The sequence below is a fragment of the Streptomyces viridiviolaceus genome (genome assembly GCF_014650995.1).
Classification (GTDB): domain Bacteria; phylum Actinomycetota; class Actinomycetes; order Streptomycetales; family Streptomycetaceae; genus Streptomyces; species Streptomyces viridiviolaceus.
Genome location: NZ_BMWA01000009.1, coordinates 160,740 through 186,009 on the forward strand (window position 1 = coordinate 160,740; position 25,270 = coordinate 186,009).

At 73.4% G+C, this 25,270-nt stretch carries 21 protein-coding genes and 1 pseudogene; 14 read left to right on the forward strand and 8 right to left on the reverse strand.

Features of this window, described 5'->3' with window-relative positions:
- Positions 1-120: 120 nt before the first annotated feature.
- Positions 121-513 (forward strand): annotated as a pseudogene (locus IE260_RS14825) (SAM-dependent methyltransferase); the annotation flags it as partial.
- A gap of 119 nt (positions 514-632) precedes the next feature.
- Positions 633-2,123: an FG-GAP repeat protein gene (locus IE260_RS14830; RefSeq protein WP_189871840.1), complete on the forward strand. Its 1,491-nt coding sequence runs from the start codon at positions 633-635 to the stop codon at positions 2,121-2,123.
- A 121-nt stretch (positions 2,124-2,244) separates the two neighbouring features.
- Here the strand turns inward: IE260_RS14830 and IE260_RS14835 are convergent, their stop codons facing one another.
- The gene (locus IE260_RS14835; protein ID WP_189871842.1) at positions 2,245-2,697 is read right to left on the reverse strand and encodes an NUDIX hydrolase; all 453 of its coding nucleotides are present in this window, start codon (positions 2,695-2,697) and stop codon (positions 2,245-2,247) included.
- 239 nt (positions 2,698-2,936) lie between these two features.
- Here IE260_RS14835 and IE260_RS14840 point away from each other — a divergent pair, with 239 nt between their 5' ends.
- The 10 genes from IE260_RS14840 to IE260_RS14885 all read left to right on the forward strand — a co-directional run bounded on the left by IE260_RS14840 (position 2,937) and on the right by IE260_RS14885 (position 14,689).
- The gene (locus IE260_RS14840) at positions 2,937-3,923 is read left to right on the forward strand and encodes an EamA family transporter (RefSeq protein WP_189871844.1); all 987 of its coding nucleotides are present in this window, start codon (positions 2,937-2,939) and stop codon (positions 3,921-3,923) included.
- A gap of 136 nt (positions 3,924-4,059) precedes the next feature.
- Positions 4,060-4,854, forward strand: a complete 795-nt coding sequence (locus tag IE260_RS14845) for a TIGR03084 family metal-binding protein (RefSeq protein WP_189871846.1) — start codon at positions 4,060-4,062, stop codon at positions 4,852-4,854.
- Positions 4,851-6,527: an acyclic terpene utilization AtuA family protein gene (locus tag IE260_RS14850; protein WP_189871848.1), complete on the forward strand. Its 1,677-nt coding sequence runs from the start codon at positions 4,851-4,853 to the stop codon at positions 6,525-6,527. Before IE260_RS14845 ends, IE260_RS14850 begins: the two co-directional genes overlap by 4 nt.
- Positions 6,524-8,122: an acyl-CoA carboxylase subunit beta gene (locus IE260_RS14855; protein ID WP_189871850.1), complete on the forward strand. Its 1,599-nt coding sequence runs from the start codon at positions 6,524-6,526 to the stop codon at positions 8,120-8,122. The genes IE260_RS14850 and IE260_RS14855 overlap by 4 nt, the downstream gene beginning before the upstream one ends.
- A gap of 10 nt (positions 8,123-8,132) precedes the next feature.
- The gene (locus IE260_RS14860) at positions 8,133-9,980 is read left to right on the forward strand and encodes an acetyl/propionyl/methylcrotonyl-CoA carboxylase subunit alpha (RefSeq protein WP_189871852.1); all 1,848 of its coding nucleotides are present in this window, start codon (positions 8,133-8,135) and stop codon (positions 9,978-9,980) included.
- An 86-nt stretch (positions 9,981-10,066) separates the two neighbouring features.
- Positions 10,067-11,197, forward strand: a complete 1,131-nt coding sequence (locus tag IE260_RS14865) for an acyl-CoA dehydrogenase family protein (protein ID WP_189871854.1) — start codon at positions 10,067-10,069, stop codon at positions 11,195-11,197.
- Between the two features lie 29 nt (positions 11,198-11,226).
- Positions 11,227-12,795 (forward strand): 4-coumarate--CoA ligase family protein, encoded by a 1,569-nt coding sequence (locus tag IE260_RS14870; protein WP_189871856.1) that lies wholly within the window; start codon positions 11,227-11,229, stop codon positions 12,793-12,795.
- Positions 12,792-13,526 carry an enoyl-CoA hydratase family protein gene (locus IE260_RS14875; protein ID WP_189871858.1) on the forward strand — a complete coding sequence of 245 codons (735 nt, stop codon included), beginning with the start codon at positions 12,792-12,794 and terminating at the stop codon, positions 13,524-13,526. The genes IE260_RS14870 and IE260_RS14875 overlap by 4 nt, the downstream gene beginning before the upstream one ends.
- The gene (locus IE260_RS14880; protein WP_189871860.1) at positions 13,514-14,128 is read left to right on the forward strand and encodes a TetR/AcrR family transcriptional regulator; all 615 of its coding nucleotides are present in this window, start codon (positions 13,514-13,516) and stop codon (positions 14,126-14,128) included. Before IE260_RS14875 ends, IE260_RS14880 begins: the two co-directional genes overlap by 13 nt.
- 3 nt (positions 14,129-14,131) lie before the next feature.
- Positions 14,132-14,689 carry a hypothetical protein gene (locus tag IE260_RS14885; protein WP_189871862.1) on the forward strand — a complete coding sequence of 186 codons (558 nt, stop codon included), beginning with the start codon at positions 14,132-14,134 and terminating at the stop codon, positions 14,687-14,689.
- An 18-nt stretch (positions 14,690-14,707) separates the two neighbouring features.
- Here IE260_RS14885 and pdxH read toward each other — a convergent pair whose 3' ends face one another.
- Complete coding sequence (gene pdxH, locus IE260_RS14890) at positions 14,708-15,385, reverse strand: pyridoxamine 5'-phosphate oxidase (protein WP_373303343.1); 678 nt, start codon at positions 15,383-15,385, stop codon at positions 14,708-14,710.
- 271 nt (positions 15,386-15,656) lie between these two features.
- On the opposite strand from pdxH, the gene IE260_RS14895 reads away from it, so the two are divergent.
- On the forward strand, positions 15,657-16,757 hold the full coding sequence (locus tag IE260_RS14895; protein WP_189871866.1) for a citrate synthase 2: 1,101 nt from the start codon (positions 15,657-15,659) through the stop codon (positions 16,755-16,757).
- A 321-nt stretch (positions 16,758-17,078) separates the two neighbouring features.
- Here IE260_RS14895 and IE260_RS14900 read toward each other — a convergent pair whose 3' ends face one another.
- A complete protein-coding gene (locus tag IE260_RS14900) occupies positions 17,079-17,975 on the reverse strand; it encodes an alpha/beta fold hydrolase (RefSeq protein ID WP_189871868.1) in 897 nt (298 codons plus the stop codon).
- Between the two features lie 532 nt (positions 17,976-18,507).
- Positions 18,508-19,200, reverse strand: a complete 693-nt coding sequence (locus tag IE260_RS14905; RefSeq protein WP_188185744.1) for an iron-dependent transcriptional repressor DtxR — start codon at positions 19,198-19,200, stop codon at positions 18,508-18,510.
- Positions 19,201-19,465: 265 nt separating this feature from the next.
- On the opposite strand from IE260_RS14905, the gene IE260_RS14910 reads away from it, so the two are divergent.
- A complete protein-coding gene (locus tag IE260_RS14910) occupies positions 19,466-20,221 on the forward strand; it encodes an SIS domain-containing protein (RefSeq protein ID WP_189871871.1) in 756 nt (251 codons plus the stop codon).
- Between the two features lie 25 nt (positions 20,222-20,246).
- Here IE260_RS14910 and IE260_RS14915 read toward each other — a convergent pair whose 3' ends face one another.
- The 4 genes from IE260_RS14915 to IE260_RS14930 all read right to left on the reverse strand — a co-directional run bounded on the left by IE260_RS14915 (position 20,247) and on the right by IE260_RS14930 (position 25,088).
- The gene (locus tag IE260_RS14915; RefSeq protein WP_189871872.1) at positions 20,247-21,653 is read right to left on the reverse strand and encodes a PAS domain-containing protein; all 1,407 of its coding nucleotides are present in this window, start codon (positions 21,651-21,653) and stop codon (positions 20,247-20,249) included.
- Between the two features lie 229 nt (positions 21,654-21,882).
- A complete protein-coding gene (locus IE260_RS14920; protein ID WP_189871874.1) occupies positions 21,883-23,508 on the reverse strand; it encodes a transporter in 1,626 nt (541 codons plus the stop codon).
- Positions 23,505-24,281, reverse strand: coding sequence for an ABC transporter ATP-binding protein (locus IE260_RS14925; RefSeq protein ID WP_189871876.1), 777 nt, complete (start codon positions 24,279-24,281; stop codon positions 23,505-23,507). Before IE260_RS14925 ends, IE260_RS14920 begins: the two co-directional genes overlap by 4 nt.
- 153 nt (positions 24,282-24,434) lie before the next feature.
- Complete coding sequence (locus IE260_RS14930; RefSeq protein ID WP_189871878.1) at positions 24,435-25,088, reverse strand: bifunctional DNA primase/polymerase; 654 nt, start codon at positions 25,086-25,088, stop codon at positions 24,435-24,437.
- Between the last annotated feature and the right edge of the window lie 182 nt (positions 25,089-25,270).

Sequence of the window (25,270 nt, forward strand, 5' to 3'; positions counted from 1 at the left end):
GGGCTCAGCTGGTGGCCACCCCCCCCGGACGGCTCCACCCGTCGCAGGGGTCCTGACTCCGTGTTGGCAGTCGTGGCATGGTGCGTGCGGCTCCGGAAACGGAGTGTTTCCGCGCGGCATCTGCTGGCGGTGGCCGGTATCAACCGGTACGCGTCGCTGTTCGAGCATGCCGCGTACGCGCATCTGCACAAGGACCCGCTGCGGGAGAGCATCGGCACCATCCTCACCACCCAGGTCCACGACGGGAAGAAGGCGTTCACCTCGGCGTACTTCCACAGCGGGGCGCAGTTGCGCGACGAGGTGGTGGCGGCGGGCTTCGAGGGTGCGGACGTGTTCGGGATCGAAGGCCCCGCGTGGTCCTTGCTGGCGGCGGCGGAGCGGAACACCGGTCAGTCGTTCCGTGACTCGGACCTGTTCGATTCGGTGCTCGCCGCCGCCCGCATGGCCGAGTCCCACCCGGAGCTGCTGGCGGCCGGTTCGCACCTGCTGGCCATCGGGCGCCGACCGGCGTGAGCCGGGGGCGGGGGAGGGGAACCGTGGTGCGTCGCCGGGGCGTTCTTGATCGTATGCGTGGTTCGGGCGACGGGCGGAGCGGGGCGCGGGGGCGGACGCGCGCCGGCAAGAGGCGGTGGGTGACCGGGTGCGGGGCGGCGGCGCTGGCCGTCGTGGCCGGGTCCGTCCTCGTGTCGGACGACAAGGCTCCCGGCATCACCGCACCGCACGCGTGCCGCACCACCGCCCATGGCACCGCGCCCGTGGCCCGGCCCGCCCCGGCCGGTGCCGCACCCGCCGCCGACTTCGACGGGGACGGCCACCCCGACCTGGCCTTCGGCTCGCAGGGGGACGTGAAGGGCGGGTATGGCGGCGGCAGCATCGAGGTGGCGTACGGGGCGGGGGACGGCACGGGCCTCGGCCGCTGCCAGTACCTCACGCAGGACGACCCCGGGATACCCGGGAGGAACCGCCACGAGGCGTTCTTCGGGACCGATGTGGTGGCCCGTGACCTCGACGAGGACGGGTACACCGACCTCGCCACCGCCGTCTTCGACTGGAGACCGGGCGTCGTCGTCATGTGGGGTTCCCCGGACGGGCTGTCGCGTGCCAATCGGGTACCGGGGACGGACGGCAGCCACGTCGCGTGGGACAACGACCCGATCCTGGAGGAGCAGCTCGCAGCCGGTGACTTCGACGGGGACGGGCACGCCGACCTCGTCTTCGGGCTCGGTTCCGGCAGAGGGCTGCTCAAGGGTCCCTTCGAACGGGACGGCACCCCGGCGGGGACGGGGCGGGTCCCCGCCCCGCGCGAGCCCGAGGGGGGTGTCGAGTCCGCGACTTTCCGTGACCTCGTCGCCGGGGACCTGGACGGCGACGGCGCCGACGACCTGGTGACCTTCCACTACGGCGGGCCCTCCGGTGCGCCGTGGTCCGAGAAGCGCTGGCCGGTCGGCTACTTCCGGGGCGGCCCGGACGGCCTCACCCAGCCGGACGGCGTCGACCTCCCCGGCGCGGCGACGGCGGCCGTCGGTGACGTGGACAGCGACGGATACGGCGACCTGGTCCTCAGCCCCCGGGGCGGCGACGCGAGCCGCAGCGGGGTGACGGTGGTGTACGGGTCGGAGTCCGGGCCGGGGAAGCGGAGGACGACGATCGACCGCGACACGCCGGGTGTGCCCGGTGAGGAACCCCAGGACGAGAACGCCGTCCTCGGCTCCCTGGACACCGGGGACGTGAACGGCGACGGATACGCGGACGTGGTGGCCGGAGCTTCCCGGCGGGCCCCGTACGCGGAGCCGGGCCCGGAGCAGGTGCTGTTCCTGCCGGGCGGGCCGGACGGCCTCACCGGTGAAGGGGCCCGGGTGCTCGACGGGAGCGACCTCGGCGCCGACCCGGGCGGGCGGGCCGGCTTCGGCAGTTCGGTGGGCCTCACCGACCTGGACGGCGACCACCGGGCCGAGCTGGTGGTGACCGCGCCGGGCAGCGACACGATCGACAGCGTCGCCTGGCTGCTGCCCGGCACGGCCGACGGACCGTCCACCGGGGGCGTCACCCGGCTGCACGGGGACACCTTCGACGACAGCGAGGGGCTGGACCTGCTCATGGGCGGCGGGGGGATCGCCCGCTAGCGCCGTACGAAGCGGTACGCCTTCAGAAGACTCAGGGGACTCAGGGGACTCAGGGGACTCACGGGACTCAGGGGACTCAGGGGACTCGGGGGACTCAGGGGACTCAGGGGACTCGGGGGACTCAGGGGACCGTCTCGCCCCGCACCAGCGGACCGCACACCGGCTGGGCGCCCTCGGGCAGGTCGTCCGGGGCGCACCAGCGGGCCTCCAGGATCTCGAACGGGTCGAGGCGCAGTTCGCCGCCGAGCAGACGGGCCTCGTACGCCACCTCCATGCGGGTACGGAAGCCGCTGTTCAGCATCACCAGGCGGCCCACCTCCACGTCGAGGCCGGTCTCCTCCTTGACCTCGCGCACCACCGTCGCCCGGAAGTCCTCGCCCTTGCGCGCGAAGCCGCTCGGCAGGCCCCACTGGCGGCCCGGCGGCCACATCCGGTGCCGGAGCATCAGCACCCGCCCCTCGTCGTCGCGCACGACGCCGGTCACGCCGACGACGAACTTGGCGTTCAGACACCACATGATGCGGCTCTGCACCGGGCGCAGCATGCGCCAGACGCGGGCGAGGAGTCGTCTCACGGGGCCTCCGGGTGGGTGCGGGGAGTCGGGCCGGTCGTCTCGTCGCTGCGGACGCTATCCCGCCCGCGAGGCGTCCCGTCCGGCGAGCCCGTCCGTCCGGTGGATATCCGTTGACAGGCGCGCTCCCCGCCGACGACAGTTGCATGGCAGGGCTACACGCCTGACCGAGTCCACTACCCTGGACTGTGCCGTACAGCACGGTGAACGACACCGAATCGCAGACCGTCCCCGGAGCACCCGTGAGCACCCCCAGCGCCACCCCCGGCACGCCGACCCCGGCCGCCCCCGCGGCTCCGCACGCCACCGGCGGCACGCCGGCGCCGGGCGGCACCCCCGGCCGATGGGGCTCCCTCGGACCGGTCGGCCTGGTACTCGCCGGCGGCGTCTCCGTGCAGTTCGGTGCCGCGCTGGCGGTCAGTCTGATGCCCCGGGCCGGGGCGCTCGGGGTCGTGACCCTGCGGCTGGTGGTGGCCGCGGTCGTCCTGCTGCTGGTCTGCCGTCCCCGGCTGCGCGGCCACTCCCGCGCCGACTGGGGCACGGTCGTCGTCTTCGGCATCGCCATGGCCGGCATGAACGGCCTCTTCTACCAGGCCGTCGACCGCATCCCCCTCGGCCCCGCCGTCACCCTGGAGGTGCTCGGCCCGCTCGCCCTCTCCGTCCTCGCCTCCCGCCGCGCGGTCAACCTCATCTGGGCCGCGCTCGCCCTGGCCGGTGTCTTCCTCCTCGGTGGCGGCGGCTTCGACGGCCTCGACCCGGCCGGTGCCGCCTTCGCGCTGGGAGCGGGGGCCATGTGGGCCGCGTACATCGTCTTCAGCGCCCGTACGGGCCGCCGCTTCCCGCAGGCGGACGGACTGGCCCTCGCCATGGCGGTCGGGGCCGTGCTGTTCCTGCCTCTGGGCATCGCCGAGTCGGGGGCCAGGCTGGTCGACCCGGTGACGCTCGCGCTGGGTGCCGGGGTGGCCCTGCTCTCCTCCGTCCTGCCGTACACCCTCGAACTGCTCGCCCTGCGCCGCCTGCCCGCGCCCACCTTCGCCATCCTCATGAGCCTGGAGCCCGCCCTCGCCGCGGCGGCCGGCTTCCTCATCCTCGACCAGGCCCTGTCCGCCGGCCAGTCCGCCGCCATCGCCCTGGTCATCGCGGCCAGCATGGGGGCGGTGCGGACCCAGGTGGGGCGGGGCAAGAGGGCCGAGCGAGCGCTGCCGGGGCCGGGGGCCGACGGCCAGTAGCACCTTCCACCGCCCGGGCCGGGCCCCGGCCCCGCCCCGGATCAATTCATGCAAGCATGCTTGATTGTTTCTGGGCCTGCTGCCATGCTCCTCACCACACCGCGCCGCACGCCGCCGTGCCCGAGGGGAGCGCTCCGTGTCCGACCCGACGCCCGTGTTCGACGACCTGCGCGAGGAGAGCGAGGAACTCGACGCGCTGGTCGCCCGGCTGAGCCCCGAGCAGTGGGCGCTCGCCACCCCCGCCCCGCGCTGGACCATCGCCCACCAGATCGCGCACCTGGCCTGGACGGACCGGTCGGCCCTCCTGGCCGTCACCGACGAGGACGGGTTCCGTGCCCTGGTCGAGAAGGCCCTGACCGCGCCCGGCACCTTCGTCGACGAGGGTGCGGAGGAGGGTGCCGCCCTGCCGCCCGCCGAACTGCTGACGGCCTGGCGGGAAGGACGTACCGCGCTCGACAAGGCGCTGCGGGAGGCCCCGGCCGGCGCTCGCTTCCCCTGGTACGGACCGCCCATGGCGGCCGCCTCCATGGCCACCGCCCGGCTCATGGAGACCTGGGCCCACGGCCTGGACATCGCGGACACGATCGGTGTGATGCGCCCACCCACCGACCGTCTGAAGCATGTGGCCCGCATCGGGGTCCGTGCCCGGGACTACGCCTTCACGGCCCACGGCCTCACCCCGCCCGCCGAGCAGTTCCGCGTCGAGCTCACCGGTCCGAACGGTGACCTGTGGGCGTACGGACCCGAGGACGCCGCCCAGCGGGTCACCGGCCCCGCCCTCGACTTCTGCCTCCTCGCCACCCGGCGCGCCCACCGCGCCGACCTCGCCCTCACCGCCGTCGGTCCCGAGGCCGACCGCTGGCTCGACATCGCCCAGGCGTTCGCGGGACCGCCCGGCACCGGCCGCCCGCCGAAGGGGGACGCCCGGTGACCGTGCTCCGCATCGGCAACGCCTCCGGCTTCTACGGCGACCGCTTCGACGCCATGCGCGAGATGCTCACCGGCGGCCCGCTGGACGTCCTCACCGGCGACTACCTCGCCGAGCTGACCATGCTCATCCTCGGCCGCGACCGGCTCAAGGACCCCGGTGCCGGGTACGCCCGCACGTTCCTGCGGCAGCTGGAGGAGTGCCTGGGCCTCGCCCACGAGCGGGGCGTGAAGATCGTCAGCAACGCCGGCGGGCTCAACCCCGCCGGGCTCGCCGACGCCGTACGCGCGCTCGCCGACCGGCTCGGCATCCCCGTCCGCGTCGCGCACGTCGAGGGCGACGACCTCACCGCCGGCCACCCGGGCAGCCTCGCCGCGCACGCCTACCTCGGCGGTTTCGGCATCGCGGAGTGCCTGCGCGCGGGCGCCGACGTGGTGGTCACCGGGCGGGTCACCGACGCCGCCCTGGTCACCGGGCCCGCCGCCGCGCACTTCGGCTGGGCGCCGACGGAGTACGACCGGCTCGCGGGCGCGGTCGTCGCCGGACACGTGCTGGAGTGCGGGACGCAGGCCACCGGCGGCAACTACGCCTTCTTCCGCGACGGGGACGTGCGGCGGCCCGGCTTCCCCCTCGCCGAACTGCACGCCGACGGCACCTGCGTCATCACCAAGCACGACGGCACCGGCGGCCTCGTCGACACCGGCACGGTGACGGCCCAGCTGCTGTACGAGACGGCCGGCGCCCGGTACGCGGGGCCGGACGTCACCGCCCGGCTGGACACCGTACGGCTCACGCAGGACGGACCCGACCGCGTGCGGATCGACGGCGTGCGCGGCGAGGCCCCGCCGCCCACGCTCAAGGTCGGCCGCAACCGGCTCGGCGGCTTCCGGGGCGAGGTCACCTTCGTGCTCACCGGCCTCGACATCGAGGAGAAGGCCGCCCTCGTGCGGGAGCAGATGACGGACGCGCTCGCCAAGTCGCCGCCCGCCGAGGTGCGCTGGGACCTCGTCCGCACCGACCGCCCGGACGCCCCCACCGAGGAGACGGCGAGCGCCCTGCTGCGGCTCGTCGTCCGGGACGCCGACCAGCGGGCCGTCGGGCGGGCGCTGAGCGGGGCCGCCGTCGAACTCGCCCTCGCGAGCTACCCCGGCTTCCACGTGACGGCGCCCCCCGGAAAGGGCGCCCCCTACGGGGTCTTCGAGGACGTGTACGTCCCCCAGGGCACCGTGGACCACGTGGCCGTCCTCCACGACGGACGCCGGGTCCCTGTGGCGCCGGCCCAGGACACCGCCGTACTCGACGCCGTACCGGAACCACCGCTGCCGGAGCCGCTGCCGCGCGGGCCGCGCACAAGCGCCCCGCTCGGTCTCGTCGCCGGGGCCCGCAGCGGCGACAAGGGCGGGAACGCCAACGTCGGCGTGTGGGCGCGGACGGACGACGCCTGGCGGTGGCTCGCGCACGAGCTGACCGCCGACCGGTTCCGCGAGCTGATCCCCGAGGCCCGCGACCTGCCCGTCACCCGGCACACACTCCCCAACCTGCGCGCCCTCAACTTCGTCGTCGAGGGCATCCTCGGCGAGGGCGTCGCCGCCCAGGCCCGTTTCGACCCGCAGGCCAAGGCGCTCGGCGAATGGCTGCGCGCCCGGCACGTGGACATCCCGGAGGTTCTCCTGTGACCGTCCTCGCCTCCGCCCTCGACCCCACCGCCCCCGACCACCGGGCCAACCGCGAGGCCATGCTCGCCAAACTCGCCGACCTCGACGCCGAGCACGCCAAGGCCCTTGCGGGCGGCGGCGACAAGTACGTCGCCCGGCACCGGGGGCGCGGCAAACTCCTCGCCCGCGAGCGCATCGAACTGCTCCTCGACCCCGACACGCCCTTCCTGGAGCTGTCGCCGCTGGCGGCCTGGGGGAGCGAGTACGCGGTCGGCGGCTCCCTCGTCACCGGCATCGGCGTCGTCGAGGGCGTCGAGTGCCTGATCACCGCCAACGACCCGACCGTGCGCGGCGGCGCCAGCAACCCGTGGAGCCTGAAGAAGGCCCTGCGCGCCAACGACATCGCGCTCGCCAACCGGCTGCCCTGCATCAGCCTCGTGGAGTCCGGGGGCGCCGACCTGCCCTCCCAGAAGGAGATCTTCATCCCGGGCGGCGCGATCTTCCGCGACCTGACCCGGCTGTCGGCGGCCGGCATCCCCACGATCGCCGTCGTCTTCGGCAACTCCACGGCCGGGGGCGCCTACGTCCCCGGCATGTCCGACCACGTGATCATGGTCAAGGAACGCGCCAAGGTGTTCCTCGGCGGGCCGCCGCTGGTGAAGATGGCCACCGGCGAGGAGAGCGACGACGAGTCCCTCGGCGGCGCCGAGATGCACGCGCGCGTGTCGGGCCTCGCCGACCACTTCGCCGTCGACGAACCGGACGCGCTCCGGCAGGCCCGGCGGGTCGTGGCCCGCCTGGGCCATCGCAAGGCGTACCCCGATCCCGGCCCCGCCGAGCCGCCCAAGTACGACCCGGAGGAGCTGCTGGGCATCGTCCCGGGCGACCTCAAAACCCCCTTCGACCCGCGCGAGGTGATCGCCCGGATCGTCGACGCCTCCGACTTCGACGAGTTCAAGCCGCTGTACGGGACGAGCCTGACCACCGGCTGGGCGACCCTGCACGGCTACCCGGTCGGCATCCTGGCCAACGCCCGAGGGGTCCTCTTCAGCGAGGAGTCGCAGAAGGCCGCCCAGTTCATCCAGCTCGCCAACCAGCGCGACATCCCGCTGGTGTTCCTGCACAACACCACCGGCTACATGGTCGGCAAGGAGTACGAGCAGGGCGGCATCATCAAGCACGGCGCGATGATGATCAACGCGGTGAGCAACTCGAAGGTCCCCCACCTGTCGGTCCTCATCGGCGCCTCCTACGGCGCCGGCCACTACGGCATGTGCGGCAGGGCCTACGACCCGCGCTTCCTGTTCGCCTGGCCCAGCGCCAAGTCCGCCGTCATGGGCCCGCAGCAGCTCGCGGGCGTGCTCTCCATCGTCGCCCGCCAGTCGGCCGCCGCGAAGGGGCAGCCGTACGACGCGGAGGGCGACGCGGCGCTGCGCGCCATGGTGGAGCAGCAGATCGAGTCCGAGTCGCTGCCGATGTTCCTGTCCGGGCGGCTGTACGACGACGGCGTCATCGACCCGCGCGACACCCGCACCGTCCTCGGCCTGTGCCTGTCAGCCGTCCACACCGCGCCCTACGAGGGCGTGCGCGGTGGCTTCGGCGTCTTCCGGATGTGAGGGGATCACCTTGATCAGCACTGTCCTCGTCGCCAACCGGGGCGAGATCGCCTGCCGGATCTTCCGCACCTGCCGCGAGCTGGGCGTCCGCACGGTCGCGGTGCACTCGGACGCCGACGAGAACGCCCTCCACACGCGCGTGGCCGACGCGGCGGTACGGCTGCCGGGGGCGGCGTCCGCCGAGACGTACCTGCGCGGCGAGACGATCGTGAAGGCGGCCGTCGCCGCGGGTGCCGACGCCGTGCACCCCGGCTACGGCTTCCTCTCCGAGAACGCCGACTTCGCACGTGCCGTCGTCGACGCGGGCCTGACCTGGATCGGGCCGCCGCCGGAGGCGATCGAGGCCATGGCCTCCAAGACGCGCGCCAAGGAACTGATGGGCGTCGCGCCCCTGAAGCAGGTCACCGAGGCCGACCTGCCCGTGCTGGTGAAGGCCGCCGCGGGCGGCGGCGGACGCGGCATGCGCGTGGTCCGGCGGCTCGCGGACCTCGACGCCGAACTCGCCGCCGCCCGCGCGGAGGCCGCGAGCGCCTTCGGCGACGGCGAGGTGTTCACCGAGCCCTATGTGGAGCGCGGCCGGCACGTCGAGGTGCAGATCCTCGCCGACACCCACGGCACGGTCTGGGCGCTCGGCACCCGCGACTGCTCCCTCCAGCGCCGCCACCAGAAGGTGATCGAGGAGGCCCCGGCACCGGGACTGACCGAGGCGCTCACCCAGGACCTGTACGAGCAGGCGGTGCGCGCCGCCCGCGCCGTCAACTACGTCGGCGCCGGGACCGTCGAGTTCCTCGTCGCCGGCGGCACGGCGCACTTCCTGGAGATGAACACCCGCCTCCAGGTCGAACACCCCGTCACGGAAGCGGTGTTCGGCGTCGACCTGGTCGCCCTCCAGCTCCGGATCGCCGAGGGCCACGCCCTGGAGACCGACCCTCCGCGCGCGCGTGGCCACGCCGTGGAGGCCCGCATCTACGCCGAGGACCCGGCGAACGGCTGGGCCCCGCAGACCGGCCGTCTGCACCGCCTCGCCGTCCCCGACGGCGTCCGCCTCGACACCGGCTACACCGACGGCGACGACATCGGCGTCCACTACGACCCGATGATCGCCAAGGCCGTCGCCCACGCCCCCACACGCGCGGAGGCGGTGCGGCGGCTCGCCGGTGCACTGGAGCGGGCGGCCATCCACGGCCCGGTCACCAACCGGGACCTGCTCGTGCGCTCCCTGCGGCACGAGGAGTTCACCGCCGGCCGCATGGACACCGGTTTCTACGACCGCCACCTGCCCGGACTGACCGAGCCGGCACCCGACCCCCTCGCCCCCCTGGCCGCCGCCCTCGCCGACGCCTGCCGCCCGGCCCGCTCCCGGTTCGGCGGCTGGCGCAACCTGCCCTCGCAGCCGCAGGTCAAGCGGTACGCCATGGCGGGCGAGGAGCACGAGGTCCGCTACCACCACACCCGTACCGGCCTCACCGCCGACGGCGTACGCGTCGTGCACGCCGACGCCGGCCTCGTCGTCCTCGAGGCCGACGGCGTCCGGCGCCGCTACGAGGTCGCCCGCTACGGCGACCGGGTCCACGTGGGTGCCACGGCCCTCACCGCCCTGCCCCGTTTCCCCGACCCCACCGCCCAGCACGCCCCCGGCTCCCTGCTCGCCCCCATGCCGGGCACGGTCGTCCGCGTCGCGGAGGGCCTGACCGAGGGGACCGCCGTCCAGGCGGGCCAGCCCCTCCTCTGGCTGGAGGCGATGAAGATGGAACACAAGATCACCGCCCCGGTCACCGGGAAACTGGCCGCTCTGCAGGTGGCTCCCGGGCGGCAAGTGGAGATGGGCACGCTCTTGGCGGTGGTCGAGAGCAACTGACCCGGGGGCGCGGGGGCTGCATCGAATATGCGGCTCCGCCGCGTGGGCGCGACCAGCCACCGACCACTCGTACCCGAAGGAGCACAGTGACCACCGTCATCGAATCCCAAGAGCACCAAGCCCTCCGCGCAGCGGTGTCCTCCTTCGCCCGGAGCCACACCACGGGCGACAACAGGGCCTTCTGGCAGGAGGCCGCCAAGCTCGGCTACATCGGCGTCAACCTGCCGGAGGCATACGGCGGTGGCGGCGGCGGCATCACCGAACTCTGCCTCGTCCTCGAAGAGATGGGCGCCGCCGGCAACCCCCTGCTGATGATGATCGTCTCCCCGGCGATCTGCGGCACGGTGATCGCCCGCTTCGGCACCGGGGCCCAGAAGCGCGAATGGCTCCCCGCCCTGGCCGACGGCAGCCGCCTGATGGCCTTCGGCATCACCGAGCCCGACGCCGGCTCCAACAGCCACCGCATCACCACCACCGCCCGCCGGGACGGCACCGACTGGCTCCTCACCGGCCGCAAGGTCTTCGTCAGCGGTGTCGACATGGCCGACGCCACCCTCGTCGTCGGCCGCACCGAGGACGCCCGCACCGGCAGGCTCAAGCCCTGCCTGTTCATCGTCCCCCGCGACACCCCCGGCTTCGAGCGCCGGCAGATCGACATGGAACTCGACGCCGCCGAGAAGCAGTTCGAGCTGACCCTCGACGACGTACGGCTCCCCGCCGAAGCCCTCGTCGGCGAGGAGGACGCCGGCCTCCTCCAGCTCTTCGCCGGCCTCAACCCCGAGCGCATCATGACCGCCGCCTTCGCGATCGGCATGGGCCGTCACGCGCTCTCCCGCGCCGTCGAGTACGCCCGCGACCGAACCGTCTGGAAGACCCCCATCGGCGCCCACCAGGCCATCGCCCACCCCCTGGCACAGGCCCACATCGACCTCGAACTCGCCCGCCTGATGATGCAGAAGGCGGCGCACCTGTACGACGCCGGCGACGACATCGGGGCGGGCGAGGCCGCCAACATGGCCAAGTACGCGGCCGGGGAGGCCTGTGTGAAGGCCGTCGACCAGGCGGTGCACACCCTCGGCGGAAACGGCCTCACGCGCGAGTTCGGGCTCGCTCGGCTGATAACGGCCGCGCGCGTGGCTCGTATCGCCCCGGTGAGCCGGGAGATGATTCTCAACTACGTCTCCCACCAGACCCTGGGTCTGCCCAAGTCGTACTGATCCGGCACAGCGTCGTGCGAGGAGGAACCATGTTCCGCAGCGAGTACGCAAGTGTCCCGCCCGTCGACCTGCCCATCCACGAAGCCGTCCTCGGCCGGGCCGCCGAGTTCGGCAGCACCCCGGCGCTGATCGACGGCACCGACGGCACCACCCTCACGTACGAGCAGGTGGACCGGTTCCACCGGCGCGTCGCCGCCGCCCTCGCCGAGGCCGGCGTGACCAAGGGCGACGTGCTCGCCCTGCACAGCCCCAACACCGTCGCCTTCCCCGTGGCCTTCTACGCCGCCACGCGCGCGGGTGCCTCGGTCACGACCGTGCACCCGCTCGCCACGGCCGAGGAGTTCGCCAAACAGCTCGGCGACTGCCGGGCCCGCTGGATCGTCACCGTCTCCCCCCTGCTGGACGTCGCGCGCCGGGCCGCCGAGCTCGCCGGCGGAGTCCAGGAGATCTTCGTGTGCGACAGCGCCCCCGGCCACCGCTCCCTCATCGACATGCTGGCCTCGACCGCGCCCGAACCCCGGGTCGCGGTCGACCCGGCCGAGGACGTCGCCGCGCTGCCGTACTCCTCGGGCACCACCGGCATCCCCAAGGGCGTGATGCTCACCCACCGGCAGATCGCCACCAACCTCGCCCAGCTCCACCCCTCGATGCCCGCCGCGCCCGGCGACCGCGTCCTGGCCGTGCTGCCGTTCTTCCACATCTACGGCCTGACCGCCCTGATGAACGCCCCGCTCAGGCTCGGCGCCACCGTCGTCGTCCTGCCCCGCTTCGACCTGGATCAGTTCCTCGCGGCGATCCAGACCCACCGCATCACCGGCCTGTACGTCGCCCCGCCGATCGTCCTCGCCCTCGCCAAGCACCCGCTGGTCGCCCAGTACGACCTGTCGTCGCTGGAGTACATCGTCAGCGCTGCCGCCCCACTGGACGCGAAGCTCGCCGCCGCCTGCTCCGAGCGGCTCGGCCTGCCGCCCGTCGGCCAGGCCTACGGCATGACCGAGCTCTCCCCGGGCACCCACGTGGTCCCCCTGGACGCCATGGCCGAGGCGCCCCCCGGAACGGTCGGCAAGCTGATCGCCGGCACCGAGATGCGCATCGTCTCCCTCGACGACCCCGGCAAGGACCTCGGGGCCGGGGAGGCCGGCGAGATCCTCATCCGCGGACCGCAGGTGATGAAGGGCTACCTGGGCCGCCCCGACGCCACCGCCGCGATGATCGACGGCGACGGCTGGCTGCACACCGGGGACGTCGGACACGTCGACGAGGACGGCTGGCTGTTCGTCGTCGACCGCGTCAAGGAGCTGATCAAGTACAAGGGCTTCCAGGTGGCCCCCGCCGAACTGGAGGCCCTCCTCCTCACCCACCCCGGCATCGCCGACGCGGCCGTCATCGGCGCCCACGACGACGACGGCAACGAGGTGCCCCACGCGTACGTCGTGCGCCGGCCGGCCGCGGGCGACCTGTCCGAAGGAGAGGTCATGATGTACGTCGCCGAACGCGTCGCCCCCTACAAACGGATACGCCGGGTCACCTTCATCGACGGCGTCCCACGGGCGGCCAGCGGCAAGATCCTCCGCCGTGAACTGAGGGACCGCTCGTGACCCTGATCGCCCATCCGCGCTCGCGGGGCGTCAGGACCCTCACCCTCGACTCCCCGCACAACCGGAACGCCCTGTCCGCCGCCCTCGTCGGCGAACTGGCCGACGCGCTCACGGAGGCGGGGAAGGACGACGGCGTCCGCGCCGTCCTCCTGACCCACTCCGGCAACACCTTCTGCGCCGGCGCCGACCTGCGCGATCCGCCCGACCCGGACGCGCTGGTGGCCCTGCTCCGGCAGATCGTGGAGCTGCCCAAGCCGGTCGTCGCCCGGGTGACCGGACACGTCCGCGCGGGCGGCCTGGGCCTGCTGGCCGCCTGCGACATCGCGGTGGCGTCGACCGGCGCCGGCTTCGCCTTCACGGAGGTACGCATCGGCGTCGCGCCCGCCGTCATCTCCCTCCCCCTCCTGCCCCGCACCGACCCGCGCGCCCTGGCCCGCTACTACCTCACCGGCGAGCGCTTCGACGCCGCCGAGGCCGTCCGGATCGGCCTGGTCACGGCGGCGGGCGACGACGTGGACGCCGTACTGGAACCCGTCCTGGACGGTGTGCGCCGTGCCTCACCCCAGGGTCTGGCCGAGACGAAACGGCTGCTCACGGCTAGGGTGCTGGAGGCCTTCGACCGGGACGCGGCCGACCTGACCGCGCTCTCGGCCCGGCTGTTCTCCTCCCCGCAGGCCCGCGAGGGGATGACGGCCTTCCTCGAACGACGGGATCCGGAATGGGTGGTGTGAGCACGGCCGACCGTGCGGAACGAGTCCCCAAGCAGGACCGCAGCCGGGCCACCCGGCAGCGGCTCCTGGAGGCCGCCGTGGCCTGCCTCGCCGAACACGGCTGGGCGGGCTCCACGGTCTCCGTCGTCGCCGAACGGGCCGGGGTGTCCCGGGGCGCCGCCCAGCACCACTTCCCGACCCGCGAGGACCTGTTCACCGCGGCCGTCGAGTACGTCGCCGAGGAACGCTCCGTCGCCCTGCGCGCCCTCTTCCCCGAGGGCGCCGCGGCCGGCGACCGCCACGCGGTGGTGTCGGCCCTCGTCGACCTCTACACCGGGCCGCTGTTCCGGGCCGCGCTCCATCTGTGGGTGGCCGCCTCCAACGAGGACCAGCTGCGCGGACGCGTGACCGAGCTGGAGGCCCGCGTCGGCCGCGAGACCCACCGCATAGCGGTCGACCTCCTCGGCGCCGACGAGACCCGCCCCGGCGTGCGCGAGACCGTCCAGGGCCTGCTGGACATGGCCCGCGGCCTCGGTCTCGCCAACCTCCTGACCGACGACACCGCCCGCCGGGAGCGGGTGGTCGAGCAGTGGGCCGGAGTGCTGGACGAGGCGCTGGGCTGATCCATGGGCGACCGTTTCCAGGTCATCGTCGACCTCGACGCGAGCGAGGCGGACGCCGGGCGGCTCGGCCGACGGGTGGTGGACCGGCTCGTGGCCGAGGGCATCGTCCTCGCCGAACGCACGAAGTGCGTCCTCGGGCAGCCCCTGGGACATCCGCCGGGCCCGCACTGGGAGCGTGCGGTGACCGACGACTGGGATTTCGAGCCCTGGGACGGACTCGCCGTCCACACCCGCCGCACCGGCTTCACCAGCGGCGCGGACAAGCCCGGTGCGGCCCTCTGCCCGCACTGCGGAGCGTCCACTCCCTTGGAGGACGTCCACTGGCAGCGCTTCGGCACCGCCATACGGACCTGGCACGACACGGGCGCCGCGACCGTCGACTGCCCCACCTGCGCCCACCCGGTCCCCGTCCCCGACTGGACCTGGGACGAGGCCCCGCTCGCCTTCGGCACCCTGGGCTTCGAGTTCTGGAACTGGCCCGAACTCAGTGACGACTTCCGCGCCCGGCTGGCCGCGCTGCTCGACGGCCATCGAACGGCGTACGTCTGGGGAAAGATCTGAGGGGCCCGCTGGCCGCCCTCAGGGGCTGAGCCGCTCCACCCGCCATCCCCCGTCCGCCTGAGCCACGTACCGCAGCCGGTCGTGCAGCCGGTTCTCCCGCCCCTGCCAGAACTCCACCGCCTGCGGCACCACCCGGAACCCGCCCCAGTGCGGCGGCACCGGAACCTGCTCGCCCTCCGGATAACGCGCGGCCAGCTCCGCGTACGCGGCGTCGAGGTCGTCACGCGAGCCGACCACCGACGACTGGGCGCTGGCCCAGGCGCCCAGCTGGGAGCCGTGCGGCCGGGACCGGAAGTACGCGACCGTCTCGTCCCGCCCGGTCCGCCGGGCGACCCCTGTGACGACGACCTGCCGGGCCATCGGGTGCCAGGGGAACAGCAGCGACACGTACGGGTTCCCGGCCAGGTCGCGGGCCTTGCGGGAGTCGTAGTTGGTGTAGAAGACGAACCCCTGCTCGTCGAAGTGCTTCAACAGCACCGTGCGGGAGCTCGGCCGGCCCTCGGCGTCGGCCGTGGAGACGACCATGGCGTTCGGCTCGAACAGCCCGCCCTCCGTCGCGGCCTGCTTGAACCAGCGCGCGAACTGCTCCAGGGGAGTGGCGGCCAGCTCGGTCTCGGAGAGCCCCTCGGCCCGGTACTGCTTGCGCATCGAGGCGAGATCGAAGGGCACGGCTTCTCGGTCTGTCACGTCGGTCATCCTGCCGTATGGCGGTGTTCCTTGGGCAATGGGTGGCACTCAGTGCCGCAAGGACTCCCCAAGTGTGGCACTCGGAGATATCGTGATGCTTCCGTCCCGGTTGGATGACCGCCGGCCGGACGGGGCATCACAGGGGTGACGCGAGGACCGCGAGTCGACGGACGGACCGTGGATCCATCAAGCGCCGACCACACCGCACCGCCGGCAGCCGCATTCCGCCACACATCACGACACGACCACGACCACGATCACGACCACGAGGAGCCGCCTGATGTCCGACTTCGTACCCGGGCTCGAAGGAGTCGTCGCGTTCGAGACGGAGATCGCCGAACCCGACAAGGAAGGCGGCGCCCTCCGCTACCGCGGCGTCGACATCGAGGACCTCGTCGGGCACGTCTCCTTCGGCAACGTCTGGGGCCTGCTCGTCGACGGCGCGTTCAACCCCGGACTGCCGCCCGCGGAGCCGTTCCCCATCCCCGTGCATTCCGGCGACATCCGGGTGGACGTCCAGTCGGCCCTGGCGATGCTCGCCCCCGTGTGGGGTCTGAAACCGCTCCTGGACATCGACGCCGAGCAGGCCCGCGCGGACCTCGCCCGCGCCGCCGTCATGGCCCTGTCCTACGTCGCCCAGTCCGCTCGCGGGCAGGGCCTGCCCATGGTGCCGCAGCGCGAGATCGACAGGGCGCAGTCCGTCGTGGAGCGCTTCATGATCCGCTGGCGGGGCGAGCCGGACCCCAAGCACGTGGCGGCGGTGGACGCCTACTGGACGAGCGCCGCCGAGCACGGCATGAACGCCTCCACCTTCACCGCCCGTGTCATCGCCTCCACCGGCGCGGACGTGGCGGCGGCCCTCTCCGGAGCCGTGGGAGCCATGTCCGGCCCCCTGCACGGCGGCGCCCCCTCGCGCGTGCTCGGCATGATCGAGGAGATCGAACGCACGGGCGACGCCGAGGCGTATGTGAAGCAGGCCCTCGACCAGGGCGAACGCCTCATGGGCTTCGGCCACCGCGTCTACCGCGCCGAGGACCCGCGCGCCCGCGTCCTGCGCCGCACGGCCCGCGAACTGGGTGCCCCCCGCTTCGAGGTCGCCGAGGCGCTGGAGAAGGCGGCCCTCGAAGAGCTGCACGACCGCCGCCCCGACCGCGTCCTGGCGACCAACGTCGAGTTCTGGGCGGCCATCGTCCTGGACTTCGCCGAGGTCCCGGCGCACATGTTCACCTCGATGTTCACCTGCGCCCGCACGGCCGGCTGGTCGGCCCACATCCTGGAACAGAAGCGCACCGGCCGCCTGGTCCGCCCCTCGGCCCGTTACGTGGGCCCGGGCCCCCGCGACCCGCGTCAGATCGAGGGCTACGACACCATCGCGACCTGACCGACCCGGAAAACGCAGACGACCCGCGAGTCTGGTTCCTCCGTGGAGGAGCCGGCCGGACGTACCGGCGACTCGCGGGTCGGGTGACTGCGTGGAATTGGCCGGCTGCGTGTTTCTCGCACACGCTGGTCCGGCACCGCACTGGATGTGGTGGCGGACCGCTAGCCCGCAGCCACCTCTTCCGTCCGGTATGCATACATCTGCCGAACCACCTCCTTTCCGAAGTACCAGCAACCTTAGGAAGCCGATTCGGCCCGTTCAACTCTTTTTCCGGGACCTTGACGTTCCACGCCGGCCGCGGGCGCCCGGACGACGGCCGGATCAGCCTTCGCGGAGGCTCTCCAGGAACGGCTCGATGGCCGCCCGCCACGCCTCGGGCTGGTCGTAGTGGACGAGGTGGCCGGCGTCGGCGACCTCCGCGTACTGGCCGCGCGGCAGCACGCGGACCATCTCCTGGGCCTCGGCGCGGCCCAGCTCGCCGTCGAGGCCGCGGACGACCAGGGTCGGGCACCGCACCTGGGCCAGTTCCTCCCAGTGGGCGTCGTAGACCCAGGTCTCGCGGGACTTGAGCATCTGCTCGGGCTCGAAGACGGGCCGCCAGCCGTCCGGGGACTCGGCCATCACCTCGGCGTAGAACTCGCCCCGTGCCGGGTTCGGGCGCTCCACCCACGGGTCGTCCTCGCCGAACCACTTGCGCACGTCGGCGAGCGTGGCGAAGGGGACGGGCCAGGCACGGAACCATTCGGTCCATTCGCGCTGCGAGGCGGCGCCCAGGGCGGAGGCCCGCATGTCGCAGACGATCAGGCCCCGGACCAGGTCGGGACGCTTGGCGGCCAGCTGCCAGGCGGTCAGCGCTCCCATGGCGTGACCGATGAGGACGGCCGGGCCCAGGCCCAGCTGTTCGACGGCGGCCTCGGCGTCCTCGACGTACGCCTCCCGGGTGAAGGACGCCCGCGGGGGCTTCTCACTGCGGCCGTGGCCGCGCTGGTCGAGCGCGACGGCGCGGTGCCGCCCGGAGAGCCAGCGGGCCGTGGGGGCCCAGTGCGAGGCGCGGCCCATCAGGCCGTGCAATAACAGCACGCCGGAGAAGCCGCGGTCCCCCTGCCCGGCGGCCGCGTCCCGTACCGGGTCGCCGTGGTCGGTCTTGGGAGGGTCGCCGAACTCCCAGGCCGCGAGGCGTACGCCGCCCGCGCCGGTCACGTCGATACGTCGCGCCATAGGTCCTGGCACCCCCAAGCTCCGCTCGGACCGCCCGTCCCGCCCGGTCCTGTGAACCGTGTCCTGCCGTGCCTGCCGTGGTGTCCGCGGCCGTCCGGCGCCCGCAGACTATCGAATGCCCATTCGAAAAAGCCGTCCCGGTGGACAACAACCCTCATTCGAGTGACACCCTCCGGGGATTGACCGGCGCTGCCCAGGGGAGATCTTCAACGGGAGGCGGACCGCTCGGGGAAAACGGTCCGAGGGGAATGACCCTGAGAGCTCGGGGCTCCGGGTCAGCACAGGGGAGGACAGGCCCCGGCGCCGCACGGCGCCGGGGCCCTCTCCGTCTCTCCGCACGTCCTCCCCCTCTCCGGCCGGGCGACATCGCTGTCAGGCCACGGCCAAGAGCCCGTACGTCATATGCCTCACGCGACAGCCTGGCACGCGATTCGTCCGGGCGCTGCGATTCGGCTCACTGAGTCCCGGATTCGACGCGATCGACTCGGCGGCGCGAACCACCGGCGCCGCACGGCAGTCGACGGTGAGACGATCAGCGCTTGGCGACGAACACGTGGGAGGCGACGTCCGCCTCCAGCTCCGCCGCCTCGCCGCCGCTGCCCACCAGCACGCCGCCCGCCGACTCCGTCACGCTCACCACCGAGCCGGGCTGCACGCCCGCCCGGCGCAGCGTGTACATCAGCTGCGCGTCCGTCTGGATCGGCTCGCCGATGCGGCGCACCACGACCGTCTTGCCCTCCAGGCCGGGGTCGAGGTCGGCGAGCGACACCATGCCCTCGTCCAGGAACGGGTCGGCGCCGTCCTTCTCGCCCAGCTCCTCCAGGCCCGGGATGGGGTTGCCGTAGGGCGACTCGGTCGGGTGCCGCAGCAGCTCCAGCACGCGGCGCTCGACCGCCTCGCTCATCACGTGCTCCCAGCGACATGCCTCGGCGTGCACCTGCTCCCACTCCAGGCCGATCACGTCGACGAGCAGGCACTCCGCGAGCCGGTGCTTGCGCATCACGCGCGTGGCCAGCCGACGGCCCTCGTCGGTCAGCTCCAGGTGGCGGTCGGCCGCCACGGACACCAGACCGTCGCGCTCCATCCGCGCCACCGTCTGGCTGACCGTCGGCCCGCTCTGGTCGAGCCGCTCGGCGATCCGGGCGCGCATGGGGACCACACCTTCCTCCTCCAGCTCGAGGATGGTGCGGAGATACATCTCCGTGGTGTCGATCAGTCCGGACATACGTGCCCCTCGATGAGATCTGCCGGAGGCCACGGCCCCGGCGCGTGCGCTGGCCCTGCATTCAATTCTGACGCATACCACTGACAACCGTGCCGTGCCGGCAAGAGGACGGGCCGTGCGAGGACCCGGGCGTCCCGGCCCGCGGATTTCGCGGGTCGGATCCCGTGCGTCGGCGCGGCTCCCGCACGCCGCCCGGCCGTATTGACACCGTACTGGTCCAGACCGCACCGTGATCCGCGACGCAGCCACACCGAAGGGGTCCCGCATGAGCGACCGCAAGCTGGCCGGCCAGTTCCTCGACGCGGCGATCGACCTGCTGCAACGCATCCGCGACGAGGAGGCCGGCACCATCGAGGCGGCCGGCACCCTGCTCGCCGACACGGTGGAGAGCGGCGGCCGTCTCTTCGCCTTCGGCGCCGGTCACTCCTCCCTCGCCGCGCAGGACGTCGTCTACCGCGCCGGCGGGCTCGCCCTGATGAACCTGCTCGCCGTGCCCGGCGTCGTCGGCGTCGACGTGATGCCGGCCACGCTCGGCTCCGCCCTGGAACGCGTCGACGGACTCGCGAGCGCCGTGCTGGACTCCTCCCCCGTCCGCGCGGGCGACGCCCTCGTGATCATCTCGCTCTCCGGGCGCAACGCGCTCCCCGTGGAGATGGCCATGAACGCCCGCGCGCTCGGCGTGAAGGTCATCGGCGTGACATCGGTGGCGTACGCCACCGAGACGAAGTCCCGGCACTCCTCGGGCACGTTCCTGAAGGACCACTGCGACATCGTCCTGGACTCCCGGATCGCGGTCGGTGACGCGGAACTCACCCTCGACACCGTCCCGGCGCCCTTCGGCCCCGCCTCCACCGTCGTCACCACGGCCCTGCTCCAGGCGGTGACCGCCACAGCGGCCGGGGCGCTCGCCGACCGCGGCATCGAGCCGCCGTTCCTGCGCTCGGGCAACGTGGACGGCGGCCACGAGTGGAACGGCCGGGTCATGGAGCAGTACCGGGACCGGATCTTCTACCGGTACTGAGCGGGCGCCGGCCGGGGCGGCACCGTCACCGCCGCTCCCCGATCGCCCCGGCCAGATCCAGCGCCGTCGCGATCCGCACCGCCACGTCCTCCGCGTACATCGCGTCCGGCCGTTCGAAGGCGCTCCGGCCGCTTCCCCGCAGAAACGTCACGACACCCAGCGTCCGCCCCCTGCTGCGCAGCACCGCGCACAGGGCGTGCACGGTGTCGGACGGCCACTGCCGGGCCAGCGCCCACTCGCGCGCCCGCTCGGCCGACACCGCCTTGGCACCCGCGCTCGCCCGCACCGACCCGGCCCGCTCCACGCACTGCAGCGCCGGATGCCCCTCCGCGTACCGCACCGGCATCCCGGCGGCCCCGCTCGGCACGCTCGGCCCCGGCGCGCCGGACGGCGTCGCCGCGACCCGGACCAGCCGCACCGGCCCCGCCGCCTCCCCGTCCACCGGCGCCCCGCCGGCCACGCGGTCGAGCAGCGCGTGGTCGGCGAACCCGGCGAGCGCGAAGTCCAGGTGGACGGTCGCCGCTTCCGCCGGGTCCTCGCAGTCGGCCGCCGCGCGCGCCGCCCGGTGCAGCTGGTTGGCCCGGAACCGCAGCAGCGCCGCCTCCTGCTCGCCCTGCTTCGCCTCGGTGACGTCCTGGAACAGCCAGCCCACGCCCAACGGCACCGGCTCCTCCGCCAGCGGCGACGCCAGCCGCACGAACCCGCTCCGCCAGCACCGCCGCCGCTCGCCCTCCGGGGTGCGCACGCTCACCCACAGCTCGGCGGGCGCGGGCGGGGCGCCCTCCGCCAGCACGTGCGTGAGCGCGTTCTCCAGCTCCTCCACGCCCTGCGCCAGCAGCTCGCCCAGCGGCCGGCCCAGCACGGACGTACGCCCGGCGCCCAGTGCCTGGGCCGCGTGGGCGTTGACGACGGCGGGACGCAGATCGGCGTCGACCAGGACGACACCCCAGCTCGCGTCCTCCAGCAGGGCCTCGCTCAGCGCGATGGACCGCTCCAGGTCGATCTGCGCGTGCACCTCGCTGAAGGCGCAGTACACCCCCGCGGGCCTGCCGTCGGGGCCGCGTACGGCAGCGGACTGCGTACGCACCAGCACCCGCCCGCCGTCCTTGGTCAGCAGCGCGAACTCGTGCACCTGCCGTCCCGGTGCCCGCATCACGGACAGCAGCCGCTCCGCGACCTCCTCGGCGTCCGCGCTGCGCACGGCCCATCCGGCGAACCCCTGCCGTCCCACGGCCTCGGCCGCGGTCCAGCCCAGGATCCGCTCCGCCTCGCGGTTCCAGTGCGTGACGACACCGTCCGCGTCGAAGGCGCACAGGGCCGCGTCCATCCCGTCGAGGAGCGCGGCCAACAGGTCCGCGCCGTCCCGCTCGGGCTGCTCCGGCTCCTCCGGCCCCAGCTCGTCGGTGGTCCCACTACGCCGGGAAGCACTCACCTGGACCCCCTGCAGGCTGCGTCCGCCGTACGGTACGTCGGTTCACTCAATGGCCTTCATTCAACTCGAACGTGACGCAGCACACATCAATTTCCCGCAAGATTGCAGGAATCGTTGCACGCCGGCAATCCGGCATACGCCCCTGTCACCGGCCCTGCGGCACAGCGCCGGGGCCCACCCGGCACCGGTCCCGGCCTCCCCGGCGGCAGTCCCCGCGCGTCCCCCGCCGTCACCCCTTGCTGACCGCGGTGAGGATCTCCGGCAGTCGCCGTGCCGTCTGCGGCGCGGCCAGGCGCAGGCCGGCCACCGTCAGCGCGGCCCCGTAGGCCGTGCCCACCGGAAGCAGCAGCCAGTCCCACGCGTCGCCGCCCGCGCTCAGGTTCAGCCAGATCGTCAGCGCGATGACGGGCGCGCACAGCAGGGCGGCGCCGACCATGCCCCCGAAGATGGAGATCCAGGCGAGGCCGACCTGACCCGGGGCGACGTTCTTGTGGCCCTCCTGCGGGATGGAGTAGGGGAAGCGCGCGGATGTCCACGCGCCGGTCGCCAGCATCGCGCCCAGCAGCGCGAAGGACAGCCCCAGCGCCTCCGGAAGCGTCTGCCAGTCGCCGAGCATCGCCGTGGTCAGCACCGTGACGAGGGTGGCGTACGGCAGGGTCACCAGCAGCAGGGCCAGCGCGCGGGCGCGCAGCTCGACGTAGGCGTCCCTCGTCGAGGAGATCGTCATCGCGACCATCCAGAACGCGGACGTGTCCTGTCCGAACTGGTTGTACATCTGGATGCCGAGCATCCCGGCGGCGAAGCAGGCGAAGTAGACCGAGCCGGTGCCCTGCCAGGCGTTGAACACCGGGACGATCAGGCCGATGGCCAGCGACGTCACCCAGGCCGCCTTGGTCTTGGGATCGCGCCACACGTACCGCAGGGTGCGCTCCATGGTGGTACCGGTGCGGCCCGCCGGCAGCAGCCGGGCGAGCCCCGTCGCGGTGCGCTCGCGGGCGGGGCTGCCGTCGGTCTGGAGGGTCGACCCGTCGGGCGCGGTCATCAGCCGGGTGAGATGGCGCGCCCACACCGACAGCAGCAGGACCAGGGCCGCCGCGGTCAGGGCCAGCTGAGCGACGGCGATCCCGTACGCCCCGTCGCTCGCCGCGTCCACCGCGCCGATCGCCGAGGCGGGCGGCACCCAGCGCAGCACGCCGGCCGCCGGGTCGAGCTGCTCCAGGCCGGACGAGCCCAGCCGCTGCGCGCCGAAGTTGACCAACTGCGCCCCGACCGCGACGACCAGCCCGCTCAGCACCGCCAGGTCCCGGCCCTTGCGGCTGGTCAGCAGCCGCACGTTGGCGGCCGCGACGGCCCGCGCGAGGGTCACGCACACCAGCAGCGCGAGGACGACGGCGACGACACCGACGGCGTACGCCGCCCCGCCGTGCGCGACCGCGATCACGGAACCGGTGAACATGCACAGCGTGAACAGCGGCCCGATGCCGACCAGCGACGCCGCGAGCAGGGCCCGTACCAGCGGGCGGGGCCGCAGCGGCAGCATCACCAGCCGGGTCGGATCGAGGGTCTCGTCACCGCCGGGGAAGAACAGCGGCATCACCGCCCAGCCCAGGCCCAGGACCGCCACCAGCAGCACGACCAGCGAGTCGGCGTGCGCGAACCCGCGCAGGGCGATCAGGCCGATCAGCTGGAGCGCGGCGAACAGCAGGACGACGACGGCGGAGGCGATGTAGGCGGCCCGCCGCCCGCCCGACTGCCGCAGCCCGTTGCGCAGCAGGGACAGCTTCAGCCGTACGAAGACGGACGTGACCGACGTGACGGCCGTGACGGAAGTGACGAGGGTGACCTCCGTGCTCATCGGGCCCCGCCGCCCAGCCAGTCGAGGTCGGTCCCGGCGTCCCGGCCGCCCGCACCGACGAGTTCGAGGAACGCCTGCTGCAGCGACGCCGCCTCACCCCGCACCTCGGCGAGCGGGCCGGTGGCGCGGATCCGGCCGGCGGCCATGACGGCCACCCAGTCGCACAGCGACTCCACCAGCTCCATCACGTGGGAGGAGAAGACGACGGTGGCTCCGGAGGCGGTGTAGCGCTCCAGCACTCCCCGGATGGTCTGGGCCGACACCGGGTCGACGCCCTCGAACGGTTCGTCCAGGAACAGCACTTCGGGGTTGTGCAGCAGAGCGGCCGCGAGCCCGATCTTCTTGCGCATACCGGTCGAGTAGTCGACGACCAGCTTGTGCTGGGCGCCGGCCAGGTCGAGCACGTCGAGGAGCTGGGTGGCCCGCTTGTCGACCTCGGCACCGGGCAGACCGCGCAACCGCCCCGAGTACGCGAGCAGTTCCCGCCCGGACAGCCGCTCGAACAGCCGCAGCCCCTCCGGCAGGACTCCGATCCGGGCCTTCACCTCGACCGGATCGCGCCACACGTCGTGCCCGACGACCTCGACCGACCCCTGATCCGGCCGCAGCAGCCCGGTCACCATCGACAGCGTGGTGGTCTTCCCGGCCCCGTTCGGCCCGACGAGCCCGATGAACTTGCCCGCGGGCAGCTCCAGATCGATCCCGCCCACCGCGACCTGCTGCCCGAACCGCTTCCAAAGCCCCCGCACGAGAACGGCACTTGAGCCCACCACGATCTCCCTCCGTCAGAGAGAACCCTACGGGGGACCAGCCGGCCTCGAAGGGGCGCGGGACCGTACCCGCACGCGCACCGCCGCGGGCGCGTGACCAGCCACGCACCATTCGCGGCGGCGACGGACGACCACCAGGCGGGCGGGAGGGCGCGCCTATCGGTCCCTGCCGCACGCGTACGCCAACGGCGAGATCAACTCCTCCACGTCCGGCAGCCACCGATTCGCCGGCGTGGGCCGGCAGGCCCACTGCACGGCCCCCCGCGTCCCGTACCGGGTCGGCGGTGCGGCGACGTAGGAGCCCTCCCCGAGCGCGGTGAGATCGAGGGACACGGGGGACCAGCCCAGCTTGCGCACGAGCTCCGGCACCTTGACGGCGGCTCCCGGAAGAACGAAGAACCGCATCCGCCGGTCCGGCGCCAGCGTCACCGGCCCCAGCGTCAGCTCCATCCGCTGCATCCGGGCCAGCGCCAGGAACCCCGCGGTCTCCGGCACGTCGATCGCGTCGAAGGTGCGCCCCGTGGGCAGCAGGATCGACGCCGCCGGCTGCTTCTGCCACATCCGGCGGGCGACGGTCGCACTGCCCGTCGCCTGTGTCGCCCAGTCCGCGCGCGCCGGGTGCGCGCCCGGGGCGGCGCACGACGCCTCCCCGCAGGAGCAGCGCTGCACCCCGTCGGCGGCGTCCAGCCAGGTGCCGGGGAACACGTCCCAGTGGCGCTCCTCGGCGTAGCGGACGGCGGTCTCCAGCAGCGACGCCCCGCGCTGCTGCGGAATCTGGGCGACTTGGGTGTCCGGGATGGTCTCTTCCACGTGGAACTCAACTCCCGCGCCCACCTCGGGTTACGGCCCTTCCGCGCGCGGGGGAGGAGCATCGGTTCCGCATTCGGGGCGCATGGGTGCACGTGTGGGGGCGCGCGGGAGGATCCGCGGCGGGAGCTGGGTAGCCACGTCTGGGGCCGGCACCAGCCGTCACCCCGGCAATCCTCGCAAGC